Genomic DNA, 15,244 nt, shown 5'->3' with positions numbered 1-15,244 from the left:
CCCAAAAACACAAAACCCAGCATAAAGCTGGGTTCGATGTATATGGTGCGGAAAGAGAGACTTGAACTCTCACACCTTGCGGCGCCAGAACCTAAATCTGGTGCGTCTACCAATTCCGCCATTTCCGCATGTTTTTTAGTTACTGACGTAATTGGTATAACATCAATAACGTTACCTATTTTCATAGGTGAATAATGGCAGGCTACTTAGAGCCGAGCCAGGGACAATAGACGAGGCATCAAAAAGATGTAATCCACTGAACCTATAAATAATGGCAGGTCTACCTGGATTCGAACCAGGGAATGGCGGCATCAAAAGCCGCTGCCTTACCGCTTGGCGATAGACCTGCAGATGATAATCTAGGATTATCGAATAATGGTGCGGAAAGAGAGACTTGAACTCTCACACCTTGCGGCGCCAGAACCTAAATCTGGTGCGTCTACCAATTCCGCCATTTCCGCATCTGTTTTATATTCATACCGCTAATTGGTATAAGCCATATGAAGTTGTAATGGCAGGCTACTAAGAGCCGAGCCAGGGACAATAGACGAGGCATCAAAAAGATGTAATCCACTGAACCTATAAATAATGGCAGGTCTACCTGGATTCGAACCAGGGAATGGCGGCATCAAAAGCCGCTGCCTTACCGCTTGGCGATAGACCTGCAGATGATAATCTAGGATTATCGAATAATGGTGCGGAAAGAGAGACTTGAACTCTCACACCTTGCGGCGCCAGAACCTAAATCTGGTGCGTCTACCAATTCCGCCATTTCCGCATCTGTTTTATATTCATACCGCTAATTGGTATAAGCCATATGAAGTTGTAATGGCAGGCTACTAAGAGCCGAGCCAGGGACAATAGACGAGGCATCAAAAAGATGTAATCCACTGAACCTATAAATAATGGCAGGTCTACCTGGATTCGAACCAGGGAATGGCGGCATCAAAAGCCGCTGCCTTACCGCTTGGCGATAGACCTGCAGGTTATAGTCATTAGACTATCAAATTATGGTGCGGAAGAAGAGACTTGAACTCTTACACCTTGCGGCGCCAGAACCTAAATCTGGTGCGTCTACCAATTCCGCCACTTCCGCATAATTTGTTTATAGATTAATTCAAGATGGTGCGGAAAGAGAGACTTGAACTCTCACACCTTGCGGCGCCAGAACCTAAATCTGGTGCGTCTACCAATTCCGCCATTTCCGCGTCTTGAATCTCTACGTAACTGAAAGTTAAACGATCAACTGTCAGTTTAATATGGTGGCTACGACGGGATTCGAACCTGTGACCCCATCATTATGAGTGATGTGCTCTAACCAGCTGAGCTACGTAGCCAATGGTGCGGAAAGAGAGACTTGAACTCTCACACCTTGCGGCGCCAGAACCTAAATCTGGTGCGTCTACCAATTCCGCCATTTCCGCATCTTTTTTAGTTACTGATGTAATTGGCATAACATCAATAACGTTACCTATTTTCATAGGTGAATAATGGCAGGTCTACCTGGATTCGAACCAGGGAATGGCGGCATCAAAAGCCGCTGCCTTACCGCTTGGCGATAGACCTGCAGGGCATAGTCGTTAGACTATCAAATTATGGTGCGGAAAGAGAGACTTGAACTCTCACACCTTGCGGCGCCAGAACCTAAATCTGGTGCGTCTACCAATTCCGCCATTTCCGCATAATTTGGGTGTAGATTATTTCAAGATGGTGCGGAAGAAGAGACTTGAACTCTTACACCTTGCGGCGCCAGAACCTAAATCTGGTGCGTCTACCAATTCCGCCACTTCCGCGTCTTGAATCTACATAACTGATAGTTAATTGGTAAAAACTAACAGTTTAATTTGTTTCTTTCTCAAGGAAAGAATGGTGGCTACGACGGGATTCGAACCTGTGACCCCATCATTATGAGTGATGTGCTCTAACCAGCTGAGCTACGTAGCCATCTTGTGAGCGAGACAATATAAACCTTCACGCTCTGAGTGACAACCCCTTTTTCAAAAGGTTTTCACTTTAATTAGTGGCAGGTCTACCTGGATTCGAACCAGGGAATGGCGGCATCAAAAGCCGCTGCCTTACCGCTTGGCGATAGACCTGCAGGCAACTGTCCAAAGACAGTTAAAACATGGTGCGGAAAGAGAGACTTGAACTCTCACACCTTGCGGCGCCAGAACCTAAATCTGGTGCGTCTACCAATTCCGCCATTTCCGCATCTATTCCTAATTGCTCTTGAAAGAACATTTAGGAATGGTGGCTACGACGGGATTCGAACCTGTGACCCCATCATTATGAGTGATGTGCTCTAACCAGCTGAGCTACGTAGCCATTACCATGTTGTTTTCGTTCCTTTCTGATTCGTTGTCGTCTCGTTGGGAACGGGGCGCATTATGCGTATCTGAGCGAGAACCGTCAATAGTTTTTTTGAAGAAATTCGGATAAATGAATCGTTCGATTCCTTTTTAAGCAAAGAGGCGCGTTAATGATCGAAAACTGCTAACAAAATGACATCGACATGATGATTTAAATAGTCGTGATATTGAGTGGTATAAAAAAGCCAGCAATGAAGCTGGCTTTTAAACTCAATAACTTGCGCAAAAATTAGGCAGTTAATTATACGTTGAAGCGGAAGTGCACTACATCACCATCTTTTACGATGTATTCTTTACCTTCAAGACGCCATTTACCTGCATCTTTAGCACCGCTTTCGCCGTTGAACTGGATAAAGTCATCATAGCCAACAACTTCGGCACGGATAAAGCCTTTTTCAAAGTCAGTATGGATCTTACCCGCAGCTTTAGGTGCTGTTGCACCTACAGGGATAGTCCATGCACGAACTTCTTTAACACCTGCTGTGAAGTAAGTGTGTAGGTTAAGTAGCTCATAGCCTGCGCGAATCACGCGGTTTAGACCTGGTTCTTCGATGCCCATGTCTGCTAGGAACTCTTCGCGCTCGTCATCTTCTAGTTCAGCCATTTCTGATTCAATCGCTGCACAAACAGGAACTACTACGTTGTTCTCTTTTTCTGCAAACTCACGAACTGCATCTAGGTATGGGTTGTTCTCGAAGCCATCTTCGTTGACGTTAGCGATGTACATCGTAGGCTTAAGCGTTAGGAAGTTTAGGTAACCTACTGCCGCTAACTCTTCTTTGGCCAGATTAACTGTACGCGCAGAACCACCTTCAGTTAGAACTGGCAGTAGCTTTTCTAGTACTGTTAGTTCGAACTTAGCGTCTTTGTCGCCGCCTTTGGCTTTTTTCGCGTTACGTTGAATTGCACGCTCACAAGAGTCTAAGTCAGCAAGTGCTAGTTCAAGGTTGATCACTTCGATATCTTCGATTGGTGATACTTTACCAGCAACGTGAATGATGTTTTCGTTTTCAAAACAACGAACAACGTGACCAATTGCGTCAGTTTCACGGATGTTTGCTAGGAATTTGTTACCTAGACCTTCACCACGAGATGCGCCAGCCACAAGACCAGCGATGTCAACGAACTCCATTGTTGTTGGCAGTACGCGCTGAGGGTTCACAATTTTTGCCAACGCATCTAGACGTAGATCTGGCACAGGAACCACACCAGTGTTTGGTTCGATAGTACAGAACGGGAAGTTTGCTGCTTCGATACCCGCTTTAGTTAGTGCATTGAACAGAGTTGATTTACCAACGTTTGGTAGACCAACGATGCCACATTTAAAACCCATGATTGTAACCTTATTCAGCTTTGAACGTGTGTAAGCGGTTTTGTGCTTTGCTTAGACCATCTTTTAGTAAGATGTCGAGACAGCGAACAGCTTCATCAGCTGCTGCTTCTAATTGCTCATGCTCTTTCGCAGGAGCCTTGCCTAGCACATAACCAGCCACTTTATCTTTGTGTCCCGGATGGCCAATGCCAATGCGGAGACGATAAAACTCTTTGTTGTTGCCTAATTTGCTAATGGTGTCACGTAAACCATTGTGACCACCATGGCCGCCGCCTTTTTTGAATTTAGCGACACCAGGAGGCAAGTCTAGCTCATCATGAGCGACCATGATTTCCTCTGGTTTAATTTGGTAGAACTTAGCCAGCGCAGAGACTGCTTTGCCAGATAGGTTCATAAAAGTAGTTGGGATCAATAGGCGTAGATCCTCACCATTTACCATGATACGTCCAGTAAGACCAAAGAACTTTGGCTCATTCTTTAGCGTAACGTTATGAACGCGAGCTAACTCCTCAACCACCCAAGCACCCGCATTATGGCGAGTCTTAGCGTATTCAGGGCCAGGGTTAGCCAGTCCGACAAGAAGTTTGATCTGTTGAGTCAAGGTTAGGATCTCTCTGGAATCTCAAAAAGCGCAGTATGATAGCACACAAAATCGCAATCAGGCGAGATTGGGCGAGTTGCTATACTGGCGGAATAAAAAAACACCCCTTAAAAGGGGTGTCTTGAAAACGTGCTAATCGGTTGGATTAGTTGAACATTGCAGAGATAGACTCTTCGTTGCTGATACGACGAATCGCTTCAGCTAACATGCGAGATAGGCTCAGAGTGGTTACTTTGCCTGTTGCTTCCATCTCTTTAGACAGAGTGATTGAGTCAGTCACGATCACTTGGTCTAGTACAGAGTTCTTAATGTTGTCTGCAGCGTTGCCTGAGAATACAGCGTGAGTTGCGTAAGCGAATACACGTTTTGCACCACGCTCTTTAAGCGCTTCAGCTGCTTTACATAGAGTGCCACCTGTATCGATCATGTCATCAACGATCACACAGTCACGACCTTCAACGTCACCGATTAGGTTCATTACTTCAGAAACGTTTGCACGTGGGCGACGTTTGTCAACGATAGCAATGTCGATATCGCCTAGTGCTTTTGCAGTTGCGCGAGCACGAACAACACCACCTAGATCAGGAGAAACCACAACAGGGTTTTCTAGACCACGTGACTGCATGTCATCCAGCAGCACTGGTGTACCGAAGATGTTATCTACTGGTACATCGAAGAAGCCTTGAATTTGCTCTGCGTGTAGGTCGATAGTTAGAACGCGGTCTACACCTACGTTAGACAGGAAGTCTGCCACTACTTTCGCAGTGATTGGCACACGCGCAGAACGTACACGACGGTCTTGGCGAGCGTAACCAAAGTAAGGGATTACTGCTGTAATACGGCCCGCAGAAGCGCGGCGCATTGCATCAATCATTACGACAAGTTCCATTAGGTTGTCGTTGGTTGGTGCACAAGTTGATTGGATGATAAATACATCACTACCACGTACGTTTTCGTTAATTTGTACAGCGACTTCGCCGTCAGAGAAACGAGAAACACTTGCGTCACCAAGAGAGATGTATAGACGATCAGCAATACGTTGGGCTAGTTCAGGTGTTGCGTTACCAGCAAATAGCTTCATATCAGGCACGGTGGAAACCTCAGGTTTGCGTCCAGTTTTAAATAGATGAGTTGTGGGCTAAACGGTACTTAGCCAGTGTCTGGTATAGGGGGGAAATATTGTTTCCTTTAGCCACAAATGCCGACACATTGCCAGAAAGTAGTGCGAGTACATCTTGTGCAGCTTTTTCGGTTGAAAACTCGGCAAAAACGCACGATCCAGTACCCGTCAATCTTGACGGCGCGTATTGTAGCAGCCATGAAAGTTGCTTATCAACCTCTGGGTACAGCATTCGCACAATTTTTTCGCAATCGTTTCCGTAATCCTGTGCTAGAAGTAGGGATAACGGGCGTTTAGGCGTGTTACGGGTTAAATCAGGATGAGTAAAAATATCGACGGTAGCGATACTTACATCAGGTCTGACGACTAAATACCAGCTCTCTTTCGGTTCAACATCGATAATTTCTTCCCCCACACCTTCGGCAAACGCCGCATGACCGCGCACAAATACGGGGACATCGGCACCGAGTTTGAGTCCTATTTCCGCCAGTAGATCTTCACTGCACTGGGTTTGCCATAAATGGTTGAGAGCAACGAGGACGGTCGCTGCGTTTGATGACCCCCCGCCAATGCCACCCCCCATTGGTAGAATTTTGTTGAGCTCAATATCAGCGCCATACTTGCAGCCAGTGTGCTGTTGTAAAGCGACAGCCGCGCGCCAAATCAAGTTATCTTCCAGCGCGACGCCGGGTATATCCGGCGTTAAAGTTATTTGACCGCTGTCATTTGCGGTGATCGTCAAGTCATCACAGTGGTCGACAAACTGAAATAAGGTTTGCAGTTCGTGATAGCCGTTTGCACGGCGACCCGTGATGTATAGAAAAAGGTTCAGTTTGGCTGGTGAAGGCCAATGAGTGGTTTCGTGAATCATTAGTTCAAAGTCCACTTGGAGATGATCAAGTTGATAGTGGTGTCGTTTTGCTTCAGTTTGACCTTGCTAGGGACAGGTAAGGCCGTACCTAGGAAGGAAACATCTTGGTAACTGGTGTAGATAAGTTGCCAAGTTTGCCCATTAATTGTTTTGGTTAATGTGGCGAGTGTCTGGGTCTCGTTGAGGGTGTAGCTATCGGCATTGGTAGGTTTGCCAAGTAACCAGTCATTGAGTTGCTCTACAGGAAGGCTTAGCCCGGTTAATTGTGCAATCAGTCGATCTGCGCTTTGATCACGGTAAGTTTTATCGTCATAAGTTTTCACCGTTGCTACTGATGGCGTGATGGTCATGTTTAGTACGGTTTGCCCTAAAAACGTACTCAACCGCAATTCACTATTTTGCGCCCCGTTTTGCCAGTAGAAACTCAAGGATTCTCGCTGTTGTGGAGAGATGTAACCCAGCTTGCCTGTGGCTTTATACTCATTGATTCTCTCCAGTCTTTGTTGGTGAGCTTGCCATTCTACGTTGGTTTCGCTGTCGGGTATCGAACTACAGCCTGCGAGTAGCGCAAGGGAAAATAGTAGAGAAGGGAGTTTTTTGAGTAGTCGTAAAGACATAGTGGACTCAGTTCCTTAACAGCCAAATATCTAAGGCAATACTATAGCATTGAAAAGTCTTGTTACTCTTGTTTCGTCATGCAAAATTCTGAGTTTGTAATGCTATTCAACCTATCGGCATGATAAATAGGGTAGAATCATCAATTTACGCGCCGTAAAACCCATTTAAATGAGCGTTGAGTAAAAACAGTTTAGCGATCCTCTTTTATTAATGGGGGGCATCAAGTAAAATTCCGTCCCTGTTTTCACATAACCAGATTCAGAGAACACACAGTACATGTCATTGCTTGCTATCGGTATCAATCATAATACGGCTTCTGTAGAACTACGCGAGAAAGTCGCGTTTGGGCCGGATAAACTACCGCAAGCGCTAAGGCAACTCTCTGAAAGCCCTCATGTTAGTGGTGGTGTGATAGTCTCTACTTGTAACCGAACTGAAATCTATTGTGATGTAAAACCATCGAGTAGAAACAAGGTTATTGATTGGCTTGCACAGTTCCACCAAGTCAGCGCAGAAGAGCTAAAACCCAGTTTGTATATTCATGAAGAGCAAGCCGCAATACGTCATTTGATGCGCGTAGCGTGCGGTTTGGATTCGCTAGTCTTGGGTGAACCACAAATTTTAGGGCAGGTGAAACAAGCATTTTCAGATTCGCGCGATGGTCATGCGGTTAACGCGGCGATGGAAAAATGGTTTCAAAAAACCTTTTCGGTAGCGAAACGCGTCCGTACCGAAACTGATATCGGTGGTAATGCTGTATCAGTGGCTTATGCGGCGTGTACGTTGGCGAAGCATATCTTTGAGTCATTACGCGAGTCGACCGTTTTGCTAGTGGGAGCGGGTGAAACGATTGAGTTGGTAGCGAAACATCTTGCCGCGAATGGTTGCACAAAAATGATTGTTGCAAACCGAACCAGAGAGCGCGCAATGGTACTTGCTGAACAATTTGGTGCGGAAGTGATCAGCTTGCCAGAGATTCCTGAGCATCTGGCGCGTGCTGATATTGTGATCAGTTCAACGGCGAGTCCACTACCGATCATTGGTAAAGGTATGGTGGAGACGGCACTGAAAAGTCGTCGTTATCAACCTATGCTTTTAGTCGATATTGCAGTTCCGCGTGATATTGAATCGCAGGTGGGCGACATCAATGACGCTTATCTTTACTCGGTTGATGACTTGCAATCGATTATCGATAGTAATATCGAGCAGCGTAAAGTTGAAGCGATTCAGGCCGAAGCGATTGTCAGCGAAGAGAGTGCGGCGTTTATGACGTGGCTGCGCTCGCTACAAGGTGTTGATAGTATTCGTCAGTATCGCACCAACGCCAATGAGATCCGTGAAGATCTGTTAGCGAAAAGTATTCAAGCTCTTGCTGCGGGGGGCGATCCAGAAAAAGTGTTGCTGGAACTGAGTAATAAGCTCACCAACAGGCTAATTCATACCCCAACACGAGCATTACAAACTGCGGCAGAGCAAGGTGAGCCAGCTAAGCTTGCCATTATTAGACAAAGTTTGGGTCTTGAAGACCCGCGATAACTAAACCCTGAGTTAATTATATGAAAGCCTCTATTCTTACTAAGCTAGAAACGCTAGTAGAACGTTATGAAGAAGTTCAACACCTACTGGGTGATCCTGGTGTCATTGGTGACCAAGATAAATTCCGCGCGCTGTCAAAAGAGTATTCTCAGCTCGAAGAAGTGACAAAATGCTTCCAAGCTTATCAGCAAGCTCAAGAGGATCTTGAAGCCGCAGAAGAGATGGCGAAAGAAGATGACGCAGAAATGCGTGAAATGGCTCAGGAAGAAATCAAAGAAGCTAAAGAAGCTATCGAACGTCTTAATGACGAGCTGCAAATTCTATTGTTACCGAAAGATCCAAACGATGAGCGTAACTGTTTCTTAGAAATCCGTGCTGGAGCGGGTGGCGATGAAGCGGGTATTTTCGCGGGCAACTTATTCCGCATGTACTCTAAGTTTGCTGAGAAAAAAGGTTGGCGCATTGAAGTGATGAGCTGCAATGAGTCAGAACAAGGCGGCTATAAAGAGATGATCGCGAAAGTCACCGGTGACGGTGCTTATGGCGTACTGAAGTTTGAGTCAGGCGGTCACCGAGTACAGCGTGTTCCTGAAACAGAATCACAAGGCCGTGTACACACCTCGGCGTGTACTGTTGCTGTGATGGCGGAAATTCCAGAAGCAGATTTACCGGAAATCAAAGCAGCGGATCTTAAAATTGACACTTTCCGTGCGTCAGGCGCAGGTGGTCAGCACGTAAACACCACTGACTCTGCAATTCGTATTACTCACTTACCAACGGGGACCGTGGTTGAGTGTCAAGACGAGCGTTCGCAACATAAGAACAAAGCGAAGGCGATGGCTGTTCTAGCGGCTCGTATCGTGCAAGCTGAAGAAGCGCGCCGAGCGGCAGAAGTCTCTGATACACGTCGTAACCTATTAGGTTCGGGTGATCGTAGTGACCGTATCCGCACTTACAACTACCCTCAAGGGCGTGTTTCTGATCACCGTATCAACCTAACGATTTACCGTTTGAGTGAAGTCATGGAAGGGGATCTTGCGAGCTTGATTGAGCCAGTGATTCAAGAACACCAGGCGGATCAATTAGCGGCTTTAGCAGAGAACAACTAAGTTAATGTCGGTAACAAATAGTGTTGAAAACACACTAAAGCGTGCCACGTTACAGCTTCAAGAGAGCGGCAGTGATTCGCCGCCTCTTGATGCTGCAGTGTTACTTTGCCACGCATTAGATAAACCACGTTCATTTTTGATGACTTGGCCTGAAAAAGAACTTTCAGCACAAGAGTTGGCACCATTTGAGGCATTATTGGCTCGCCGCCTGACGGGAGAGCCAGTGGCTTATATCGTTGGAGAACGTGAGTTCTGGTCATTGCCGCTGGAAGTCTCGCCAACTACTCTGATTCCAAGACCTGATACCGAACGCCTTGTTGAGCTAGCCTTAGATAAGGCGATGTTGAGTGAAGGCTCTATTCTGGATTTAGGGACGGGGACAGGAGCTATCGCGCTCGCATTGGCTTCCGAGTTACCAAATCGTCGTGTGGTTGGTATCGACTTAATGGCGGATGCCCAGCAACTGGCTACGCGTAATGCTACGCGTTTATCTATTGCCAATGCGACATTTTTAGCGGGCAGTTGGTTTGAGCCATTGGAAGTGGGTTGCCAATTTGCGGTGATCGTGTCAAATCCGCCTTATATTGAAGAGAACGATCCTCATTTGAGCCAAGGTGATGTGCGCTTTGAACCGTTAAGTGCACTCGTGGCTGGCGATGAAGGCTTGGCTGATATTCGCCACATTGCTGACAATGCACGTCATTATCTCATCGATCAAGGCTGGCTGTTGTTCGAGCATGGTTTTGAGCAAGGTTTAGCGGTTCGCAACATCTTACTTGAACTGGGCTATCAGGACGTCGAAACCTGTCAAGATTATGGGCATAATGACCGAGTGACTTTAGGTCGTTACCTGAAACAATAACAAAGAGAGCAATTAGATGTACGAAGGACTGAAGCATTTTCACCTACTCACTATCGCGATTAGTGCAACCCTATTATCCGTGCGCTTTGCCTTGTTGTTGGCTCACTCGCCACTGCGCGAAAAGAAGTTTTTTAAGATCTTTCCACATGTGAACGACACTTTGTTGCTTGCATCTGGTATTGCTTTGTCATTGATTACTGGATTTATTCCGTTCACCGCGGCCGCACCGTGGTTGACGATGAAAATTACCTGTGTCTTAGCCTATATCGCGCTTGGTTTCTTTGCGCTGAAATTGGCGAAAAACAACATGCTAAGAATCTTCGCTTTCCTTGGCGCGCTTGGCTGGTTGGGGCTTGCGGGTAAAATTGCAGTAACCAAAACCCCTCTGTTGTTCTGAGTAGGTCAAAACACATGTACGAATTGTTTGATGAAGACTTTGATGCGCTGGAGTTAGCGGAAGGCGCTTTGGTGCTCAATCAGGCGATTGCTCCTGACACTCAAGTCGATTGGGCTAAGGCTGAAATGCAGCGTTTACTGCAAGAGGCAGAGTTGAGCTTGGTGCATGAAACTCATCCCCAACAACGTTTTGAAGCCTTTTTGCGTTTGTTCTACCATCAATGGGGCTTCCAAGGCGACAAAGACGCCTACTTTGATTCTTCTAATGCTTTTATTGATAAGGTGTTAGAGCGCCGCAAGGGGATCCCTGTAAGCTTGGGCTCGCTGCTGCTTTATTTCGGCAGACACTTAGGTTTTCCTATTGAAGGCATGACATTCCCAACTCAGTTTGTGGTCAAGGTATGTTGGCCGGATCAAGCCGTTCAATATGTTAATCCATTTAACGGTGAGTTTGTTTCTGAGCATACTTTGCGAGCGTGGCTGGTAGGACAGAAAGGTCCTTTTGCTCAGTTGAAGCCCGATTATCTAAAAGTGACGGACCACCCAACAGTGATTGGCCGTTGGTTGGCATTGATCAAGAGTGCGCTGTTGCGAGAGGAACGTTATGCGTTAGCGTTGCGTTGTACTGACTTAGCGTTGACCTTTGCTCCAGACGATCCTTACGAAATTCGAGATCGCGGTTTTATTTATCAGCAGCTAGACTGTCCTCAGATGGCATTGTCTGATTATCAATACTTTATTGATCAGTGTCCGGAAGATCCGGCCGCTGAACTACTTAAAAATCAAGTGCGAGCCATGAGCAAGACTCAGGTAACGTTACACTAAGCCCAGTCCTGCACTGGCTTGAGAAAGAGAGAAAAAGATGGAACAGAAAATCGTTCATGTTGGTGATATTCCTGTTGCTAACGACAAACCGTTTACCCTATTCGCTGGTATGAACGTACTAGAATCTCGCGATCTTGCTATGCAAATTTGTGAGCACTACGTCAAGGTGACTGAAAAACTCGGTATCCCTTACGTGTTCAAAGCCTCTTTTGATAAAGCAAACCGTAGTTCGGTGCACTCATACCGTGGTCCAGGCCTTGAAGAAGGGATGAAAATCTTCCAAGAGCTAAAGGATACCTTCGGTGTAAAAATTATCACTGACGTGCATACGGAAGCTCAAGCACAACCTGTGGCTGATGTGGTCGATGTAATTCAGTTGCCTGCGTTCCTAGCGCGTCAAACCGACCTTGTTGAAGCTATGGCAAAAACCGGTGCGGTGATTAACGTTAAGAAACCTCAGTTTATGAGCCCTGGTCAAGTAGGCAACATCGTTGAGAAGTTCGCTGAATGTGGCAACCATAATGTGATTCTTTGTGAGCGTGGCTCTTGTCATGGTTACGATAACCTAGTGGTTGATATGCTTGGCTTTGGCGTAATGAAAAAAGCCTCTAACGGCAGCCCAATTATTTTTGATGTGACTCACTCACTGCAAATGCGTGACCCATCTGGCGCGGCTTCTGGTGGTCGTCGTGAACAAACGGTTGAACTGGCTAAAGCAGGTCTTGCTACAGGTATTGCCGGTCTTTTCATTGAAGCGCACCCGAATCCAGAGCAAGCACGTTGTGATGGTCCATCGGCTTTACCACTTGATAAACTCGAACCATTCTTAAAACAGATGAAAGATCTCGATGATCTCATCAAGAGCTTTGCTCATATCGATATTCGTTAATATCGTCTGTTGCTATCAAGTTTGAGGCTGCCTTTGGGTAGCCTTTTTTTTGGTAAAAAGGTCGATATGCTGCACGTGACGAGCAATCTAATCTATCGAAAGGTTAAATCCTGGTAATCAGTTAAACGTTTGCTTGTGATCATATTTTCAATCGAATGTAAGTCACCGCTTTTGTTGCAGTTTTTCCTGAAAAATATAGTGATCGATGTTGCATAAACTTGAAAACTGAATGTTCAAGAAAAATGGTTACTTTAAACTATGTCAAGTTTTGCTACTTCAATATCAATCTGTGCTTGCGATAACTGTCGCAACATAATCCTTAAATAGTGGCAAATGGCAGTGGAATCTATTTAGTTCAAAGGTATGACTATGACGCAACGCCTTATCGTAAAAACTGCACTGAGTGCAGCTATTCTTGCAACCTTAGCAGGCTGTGCAACAACCGCGCAAAATGAGTGGGAAGCTGATAAAACTTACAAACTTACTATTCTTCATACCAATGACCACCATGGTCGTTTTTGGGAAAACAAGTATGGTGAGTACGGCATGGCTGCTCGCAAGACTTTGATTGATAACCTACGTGAAGATATTCGCGCAGAAGGTGGCAGCGTGCTACTGCTTTCTGGTGGTGACATCAATACAGGTGTACCAGAGTCAGACCTACAAGATGCTGAACCTGATTTTAAAGGCATGAGCAAAATCGGTTACGACGCAATGGCGCTAGGTAACCATGAGTTTGACAACCCTCTTGAAGTGCTGATGCAGCAAAAAGAGTGGGCAAACTTCCCGATGTTGTCTGCAAACATTTACGATAAGAAAACTGGCGAGCGTATGTTCCAAGCTTACCAGATGTTTGAAAAGCAAGGCATCAAGATTGCAGTTATCGGTTTGACGACTGAAGATACGCAAAAAATTGGTAACCCAGAGTACATCGGTGGTATTGAGTTCCGTGATCCTAAAGAAGAAGCGAAAAAGCTTATCGCTGAACTTAAAGAGACAGAAAAACCAGATCTTATTTTCGCAGTGACGCACATGGGCCACTACGAAAATGGTAACCGTGGTGTTAACGCGCCTGGTGACGTAGCGCTTGCTCGTTACCTAAACGAAGGTGACTTAGATATGATCGTTGGTGGTCACTCTCAAGAGCCTGTATGTATGGAAGCGCCTAACGTTATCAAGAAAAACTTCCAGCCTTCTGATGAGTGTAAGCCAGATATCCAAAATGGTACGCATATCGTGCAAGCTTACGAGTGGGGCAAATACGTTGGTCGTGCAGATTTTGAATTCCGCAATGGTGAGCTAGAAATGGTGAGCTATGACTTGATCCCAGTTAACTTGAAGAAGAAAATTAAAGTTGACGGTGAAAGCAAGCGCGTATTTATCGAAGATGAAATCGCAAAAGACCAAGCGATGGTTGATTTCCTTCGTCCTTACCAAGAAAAAGGCCAAGACCAACTTAATGTTAAGATTGCAGAGACCAACGGTAAGCTAGAAGGTGACCGCAACATCGTACGTTTTGAACAAACGAACCTTGGTCGCTTAATCGCAACGGCTCATATGGACCGTGCGAAAGCAGATTTCGCTGTAATGAACTCGGGTGGTGTGCGCGATTCAATTGAAGGCGGCGACGTTACTTACAAAGATGTATTGAAAGTCCAGCCTTTCGGCAACATCGTGACTTACATCGATATGTCAGGTAAAGAAGTGATCGACTACCTAAATGTTGTAGCGACTAAACCCGTAGACTCAGGTGCTTACGCTCAGTTTGCTGGCATTTCAATGACAGTTGCTGACGGTAAAGTATCGGATGTGAAGATCGGTGGTGAAGCGATTGATATGGCGAAAACTTACCGCTTTACAGTACCAAGCTACAACGCAGCGGGTGGTGATGGTTATCCAAAAGTTTCTACTCACGCGGGCTACGTAAATACTGGTTTCGTTGATGCAGAAGTACTCAAAGAGTACCTAGAAGCAAATAGCCCAGTCGATGTGAACGCATTTGCTCCTAAAGGCGAGATTGTATACAAGTAAGCGCTATTGACTGAAAGTCTTAAATCGCATTAACTAGAGCGGCACCAGTAGGTGCCGCTTTTCTGTTTTATCAAGACACTCATCACTATAAGTTATTGCCGTATACGAATTAAGGCAGTGGTTTATCCTGATTGGTGATAGGAAATTTTTATGACACCCGCAATCAATGCCGCCAAAAAGAAAAAAGTAAATCACACCATCCATCAATATGAACATGACCCGAGAGCGGAAAGCTACGGGTTGGAAGCGGCAGAAGCTTTAGGACAAGATCCCAAGCAAGTGTTCAAAACATTGTTGTTTTGTCTCAATGGAGAGCCGAAGAATCTTGCGGTTGCCGTTTTGCCAGTTGAGCACAAATTGAATTTAAAGTTGGCAGCAAAAGCAGCCAAAGCAAAAAAAGCTGAAATGGCCAATCCCGATATTGCCCAAAAGACCACAGGTTATGTGGTTGGGGGAATTAGCCCACTAGGGCAAAAGAAAGCACTGCCAACGTTTATCCACAACAGCGCAGAAGGGTTAGCAACCATGATGGTCAGCGCTGGTCGCCGAGGTTTGGAAATTGAGCTAGCGCCGAAAGATTTGGCTGAATTGACGCGTGGTCAGTTTGTCGAGTTGTGCCTTTAAGAGCGAGAGCTGAGAGTCGGGAACGTATGGCTGTGCCTCGTTTATGGAATGAAAAAGGGT

13 protein-coding genes and 17 tRNA genes are annotated in these 15,244 nt (G+C 45.8%); 8 read left to right on the top strand and 22 right to left on the bottom strand.

Features of this window, described 5'->3' with window-relative positions; translation table 11 throughout:
- Positions 1 to 43: 43 nt before the first annotated feature.
- The 22 genes from GZK95_RS10960 to lolB all read right to left on the bottom strand — a co-directional run bounded on the left by GZK95_RS10960 (position 44) and on the right by lolB (position 6,911).
- A tRNA-Leu gene (locus GZK95_RS10960) sits at positions 44 to 128 on the bottom strand.
- Between the two features lie 144 nt (positions 129 to 272).
- A tRNA-Gln gene (locus GZK95_RS10955) sits at positions 273 to 347 on the bottom strand.
- A 29-nt stretch (positions 348 to 376) separates the two neighbouring features.
- Positions 377 to 461: transfer RNA gene (locus GZK95_RS10950), tRNA-Leu, on the bottom strand.
- A gap of 128 nt (positions 462 to 589) precedes the next feature.
- Positions 590 to 664 (bottom strand) — tRNA-Gln (locus GZK95_RS10945).
- A 29-nt stretch (positions 665 to 693) separates the two neighbouring features.
- A tRNA-Leu gene (locus GZK95_RS10940) sits at positions 694 to 778 on the bottom strand.
- 128 nt (positions 779 to 906) lie between these two features.
- A tRNA-Gln gene (locus GZK95_RS10935) sits at positions 907 to 981 on the bottom strand.
- Positions 982 to 1,011: 30 nt separating this feature from the next.
- Positions 1,012 to 1,096, bottom strand: a tRNA-Leu gene (locus GZK95_RS10930).
- A gap of 27 nt (positions 1,097 to 1,123) precedes the next feature.
- Positions 1,124 to 1,208: transfer RNA gene (locus tag GZK95_RS10925), tRNA-Leu, on the bottom strand.
- 52 nt (positions 1,209 to 1,260) lie between these two features.
- Positions 1,261 to 1,337: transfer RNA gene (locus GZK95_RS10920), tRNA-Met, on the bottom strand.
- A gap of 2 nt (positions 1,338 to 1,339) precedes the next feature.
- Positions 1,340 to 1,424: transfer RNA gene (locus GZK95_RS10915), tRNA-Leu, on the bottom strand.
- Between the two features lie 67 nt (positions 1,425 to 1,491).
- Positions 1,492 to 1,566, bottom strand: a tRNA-Gln gene (locus tag GZK95_RS10905).
- Positions 1,567 to 1,596: 30 nt separating this feature from the next.
- Positions 1,597 to 1,681: transfer RNA gene (locus GZK95_RS10900), tRNA-Leu, on the bottom strand.
- Positions 1,682 to 1,708: 27 nt separating this feature from the next.
- Positions 1,709 to 1,793 (bottom strand) — tRNA-Leu (locus GZK95_RS10895).
- A 74-nt stretch (positions 1,794 to 1,867) separates the two neighbouring features.
- A tRNA-Met gene (locus GZK95_RS10890) sits at positions 1,868 to 1,944 on the bottom strand.
- A 77-nt stretch (positions 1,945 to 2,021) separates the two neighbouring features.
- Positions 2,022 to 2,096 (bottom strand) — tRNA-Gln (locus GZK95_RS10885).
- 30 nt (positions 2,097 to 2,126) lie between these two features.
- A tRNA-Leu gene (locus tag GZK95_RS10880) sits at positions 2,127 to 2,211 on the bottom strand.
- A gap of 37 nt (positions 2,212 to 2,248) precedes the next feature.
- Positions 2,249 to 2,325 (bottom strand) — tRNA-Met (locus GZK95_RS10875).
- Between the two features lie 285 nt (positions 2,326 to 2,610).
- The gene (gene ychF / locus GZK95_RS10870; RefSeq protein WP_075708579.1) at positions 2,611 to 3,702 is read right to left on the bottom strand and encodes a redox-regulated ATPase YchF; all 1,092 of its coding nucleotides are present in this window, start codon (positions 3,700 to 3,702) and stop codon (positions 2,611 to 2,613) included.
- Positions 3,703 to 3,712: 10 nt separating this feature from the next.
- Complete coding sequence (pth, locus tag GZK95_RS10865; RefSeq protein WP_075708577.1) at positions 3,713 to 4,303, bottom strand: aminoacyl-tRNA hydrolase; 591 nt, start codon at positions 4,301 to 4,303, stop codon at positions 3,713 to 3,715.
- A gap of 145 nt (positions 4,304 to 4,448) precedes the next feature.
- The gene (locus tag GZK95_RS10860) at positions 4,449 to 5,393 is read right to left on the bottom strand and encodes a ribose-phosphate pyrophosphokinase (RefSeq protein WP_075708575.1); all 945 of its coding nucleotides are present in this window, start codon (positions 5,391 to 5,393) and stop codon (positions 4,449 to 4,451) included.
- Positions 5,394 to 5,421: 28 nt separating this feature from the next.
- Positions 5,422 to 6,294: a 4-(cytidine 5'-diphospho)-2-C-methyl-D-erythritol kinase gene (gene ispE, locus GZK95_RS10855; RefSeq protein ID WP_075708573.1), complete on the bottom strand. Its 873-nt coding sequence runs from the start codon at positions 6,292 to 6,294 to the stop codon at positions 5,422 to 5,424.
- Entirely contained in the window at positions 6,294 to 6,911 is a 618-nt protein-coding gene (lolB, locus tag GZK95_RS10850; RefSeq protein WP_075708571.1) for a lipoprotein insertase outer membrane protein LolB, read from the bottom strand. Before lolB ends, ispE begins: the two co-directional genes overlap by 1 nt.
- 277 nt (positions 6,912 to 7,188) lie before the next feature.
- On the opposite strand from lolB, the gene hemA reads away from it, so the two are divergent.
- From hemA to ybaK, 8 genes are all read left to right on the top strand, one after another.
- Positions 7,189 to 8,448 (top strand): glutamyl-tRNA reductase, encoded by a 1,260-nt coding sequence (gene hemA / locus GZK95_RS10845; RefSeq protein WP_075715627.1) that lies wholly within the window; start codon positions 7,189 to 7,191, stop codon positions 8,446 to 8,448.
- A 20-nt stretch (positions 8,449 to 8,468) separates the two neighbouring features.
- Positions 8,469 to 9,557, top strand: a complete 1,089-nt coding sequence (gene prfA, locus GZK95_RS10840) for a peptide chain release factor 1 (protein WP_075708567.1) — start codon at positions 8,469 to 8,471, stop codon at positions 9,555 to 9,557.
- Positions 9,558 to 9,561: 4 nt separating this feature from the next.
- A complete protein-coding gene (gene prmC / locus GZK95_RS10835; RefSeq protein ID WP_075715628.1) occupies positions 9,562 to 10,419 on the top strand; it encodes a peptide chain release factor N(5)-glutamine methyltransferase in 858 nt (285 codons plus the stop codon).
- Positions 10,420 to 10,435: 16 nt separating this feature from the next.
- Positions 10,436 to 10,816, top strand: a complete 381-nt coding sequence (locus GZK95_RS10830) for a SirB2 family protein (RefSeq protein ID WP_075708563.1) — start codon at positions 10,436 to 10,438, stop codon at positions 10,814 to 10,816.
- 14 nt (positions 10,817 to 10,830) lie between these two features.
- Positions 10,831 to 11,640, top strand: coding sequence for a SirB1 family protein (locus GZK95_RS10825; RefSeq protein ID WP_075708561.1), 810 nt, complete (start codon positions 10,831 to 10,833; stop codon positions 11,638 to 11,640).
- Between the two features lie 37 nt (positions 11,641 to 11,677).
- Positions 11,678 to 12,529, top strand: coding sequence for a 3-deoxy-8-phosphooctulonate synthase (gene kdsA, locus GZK95_RS10820; RefSeq protein ID WP_075708559.1), 852 nt, complete (start codon positions 11,678 to 11,680; stop codon positions 12,527 to 12,529).
- A 369-nt stretch (positions 12,530 to 12,898) separates the two neighbouring features.
- Entirely contained in the window at positions 12,899 to 14,560 is a 1,662-nt protein-coding gene (ushA, locus tag GZK95_RS10815; RefSeq protein ID WP_075708557.1) for a bifunctional UDP-sugar hydrolase/5'-nucleotidase UshA, read from the top strand.
- 150 nt (positions 14,561 to 14,710) lie between these two features.
- A complete protein-coding gene (gene ybaK / locus GZK95_RS10810) occupies positions 14,711 to 15,184 on the top strand; it encodes a Cys-tRNA(Pro) deacylase (protein WP_075715629.1) in 474 nt (157 codons plus the stop codon).
- The last annotated feature ends 60 nt before the right edge of the window (positions 15,185 to 15,244 follow it).

Origin of the sequence: Vibrio panuliri, assembly GCF_009938205.1 — a bacterium.
Classification (GTDB): domain Bacteria; phylum Pseudomonadota; class Gammaproteobacteria; order Enterobacterales; family Vibrionaceae; genus Vibrio; species Vibrio panuliri.
Note: the sequence above shows the minus strand (reverse complement) of the source record. Positions and strands in the feature narration are given on the sequence as shown.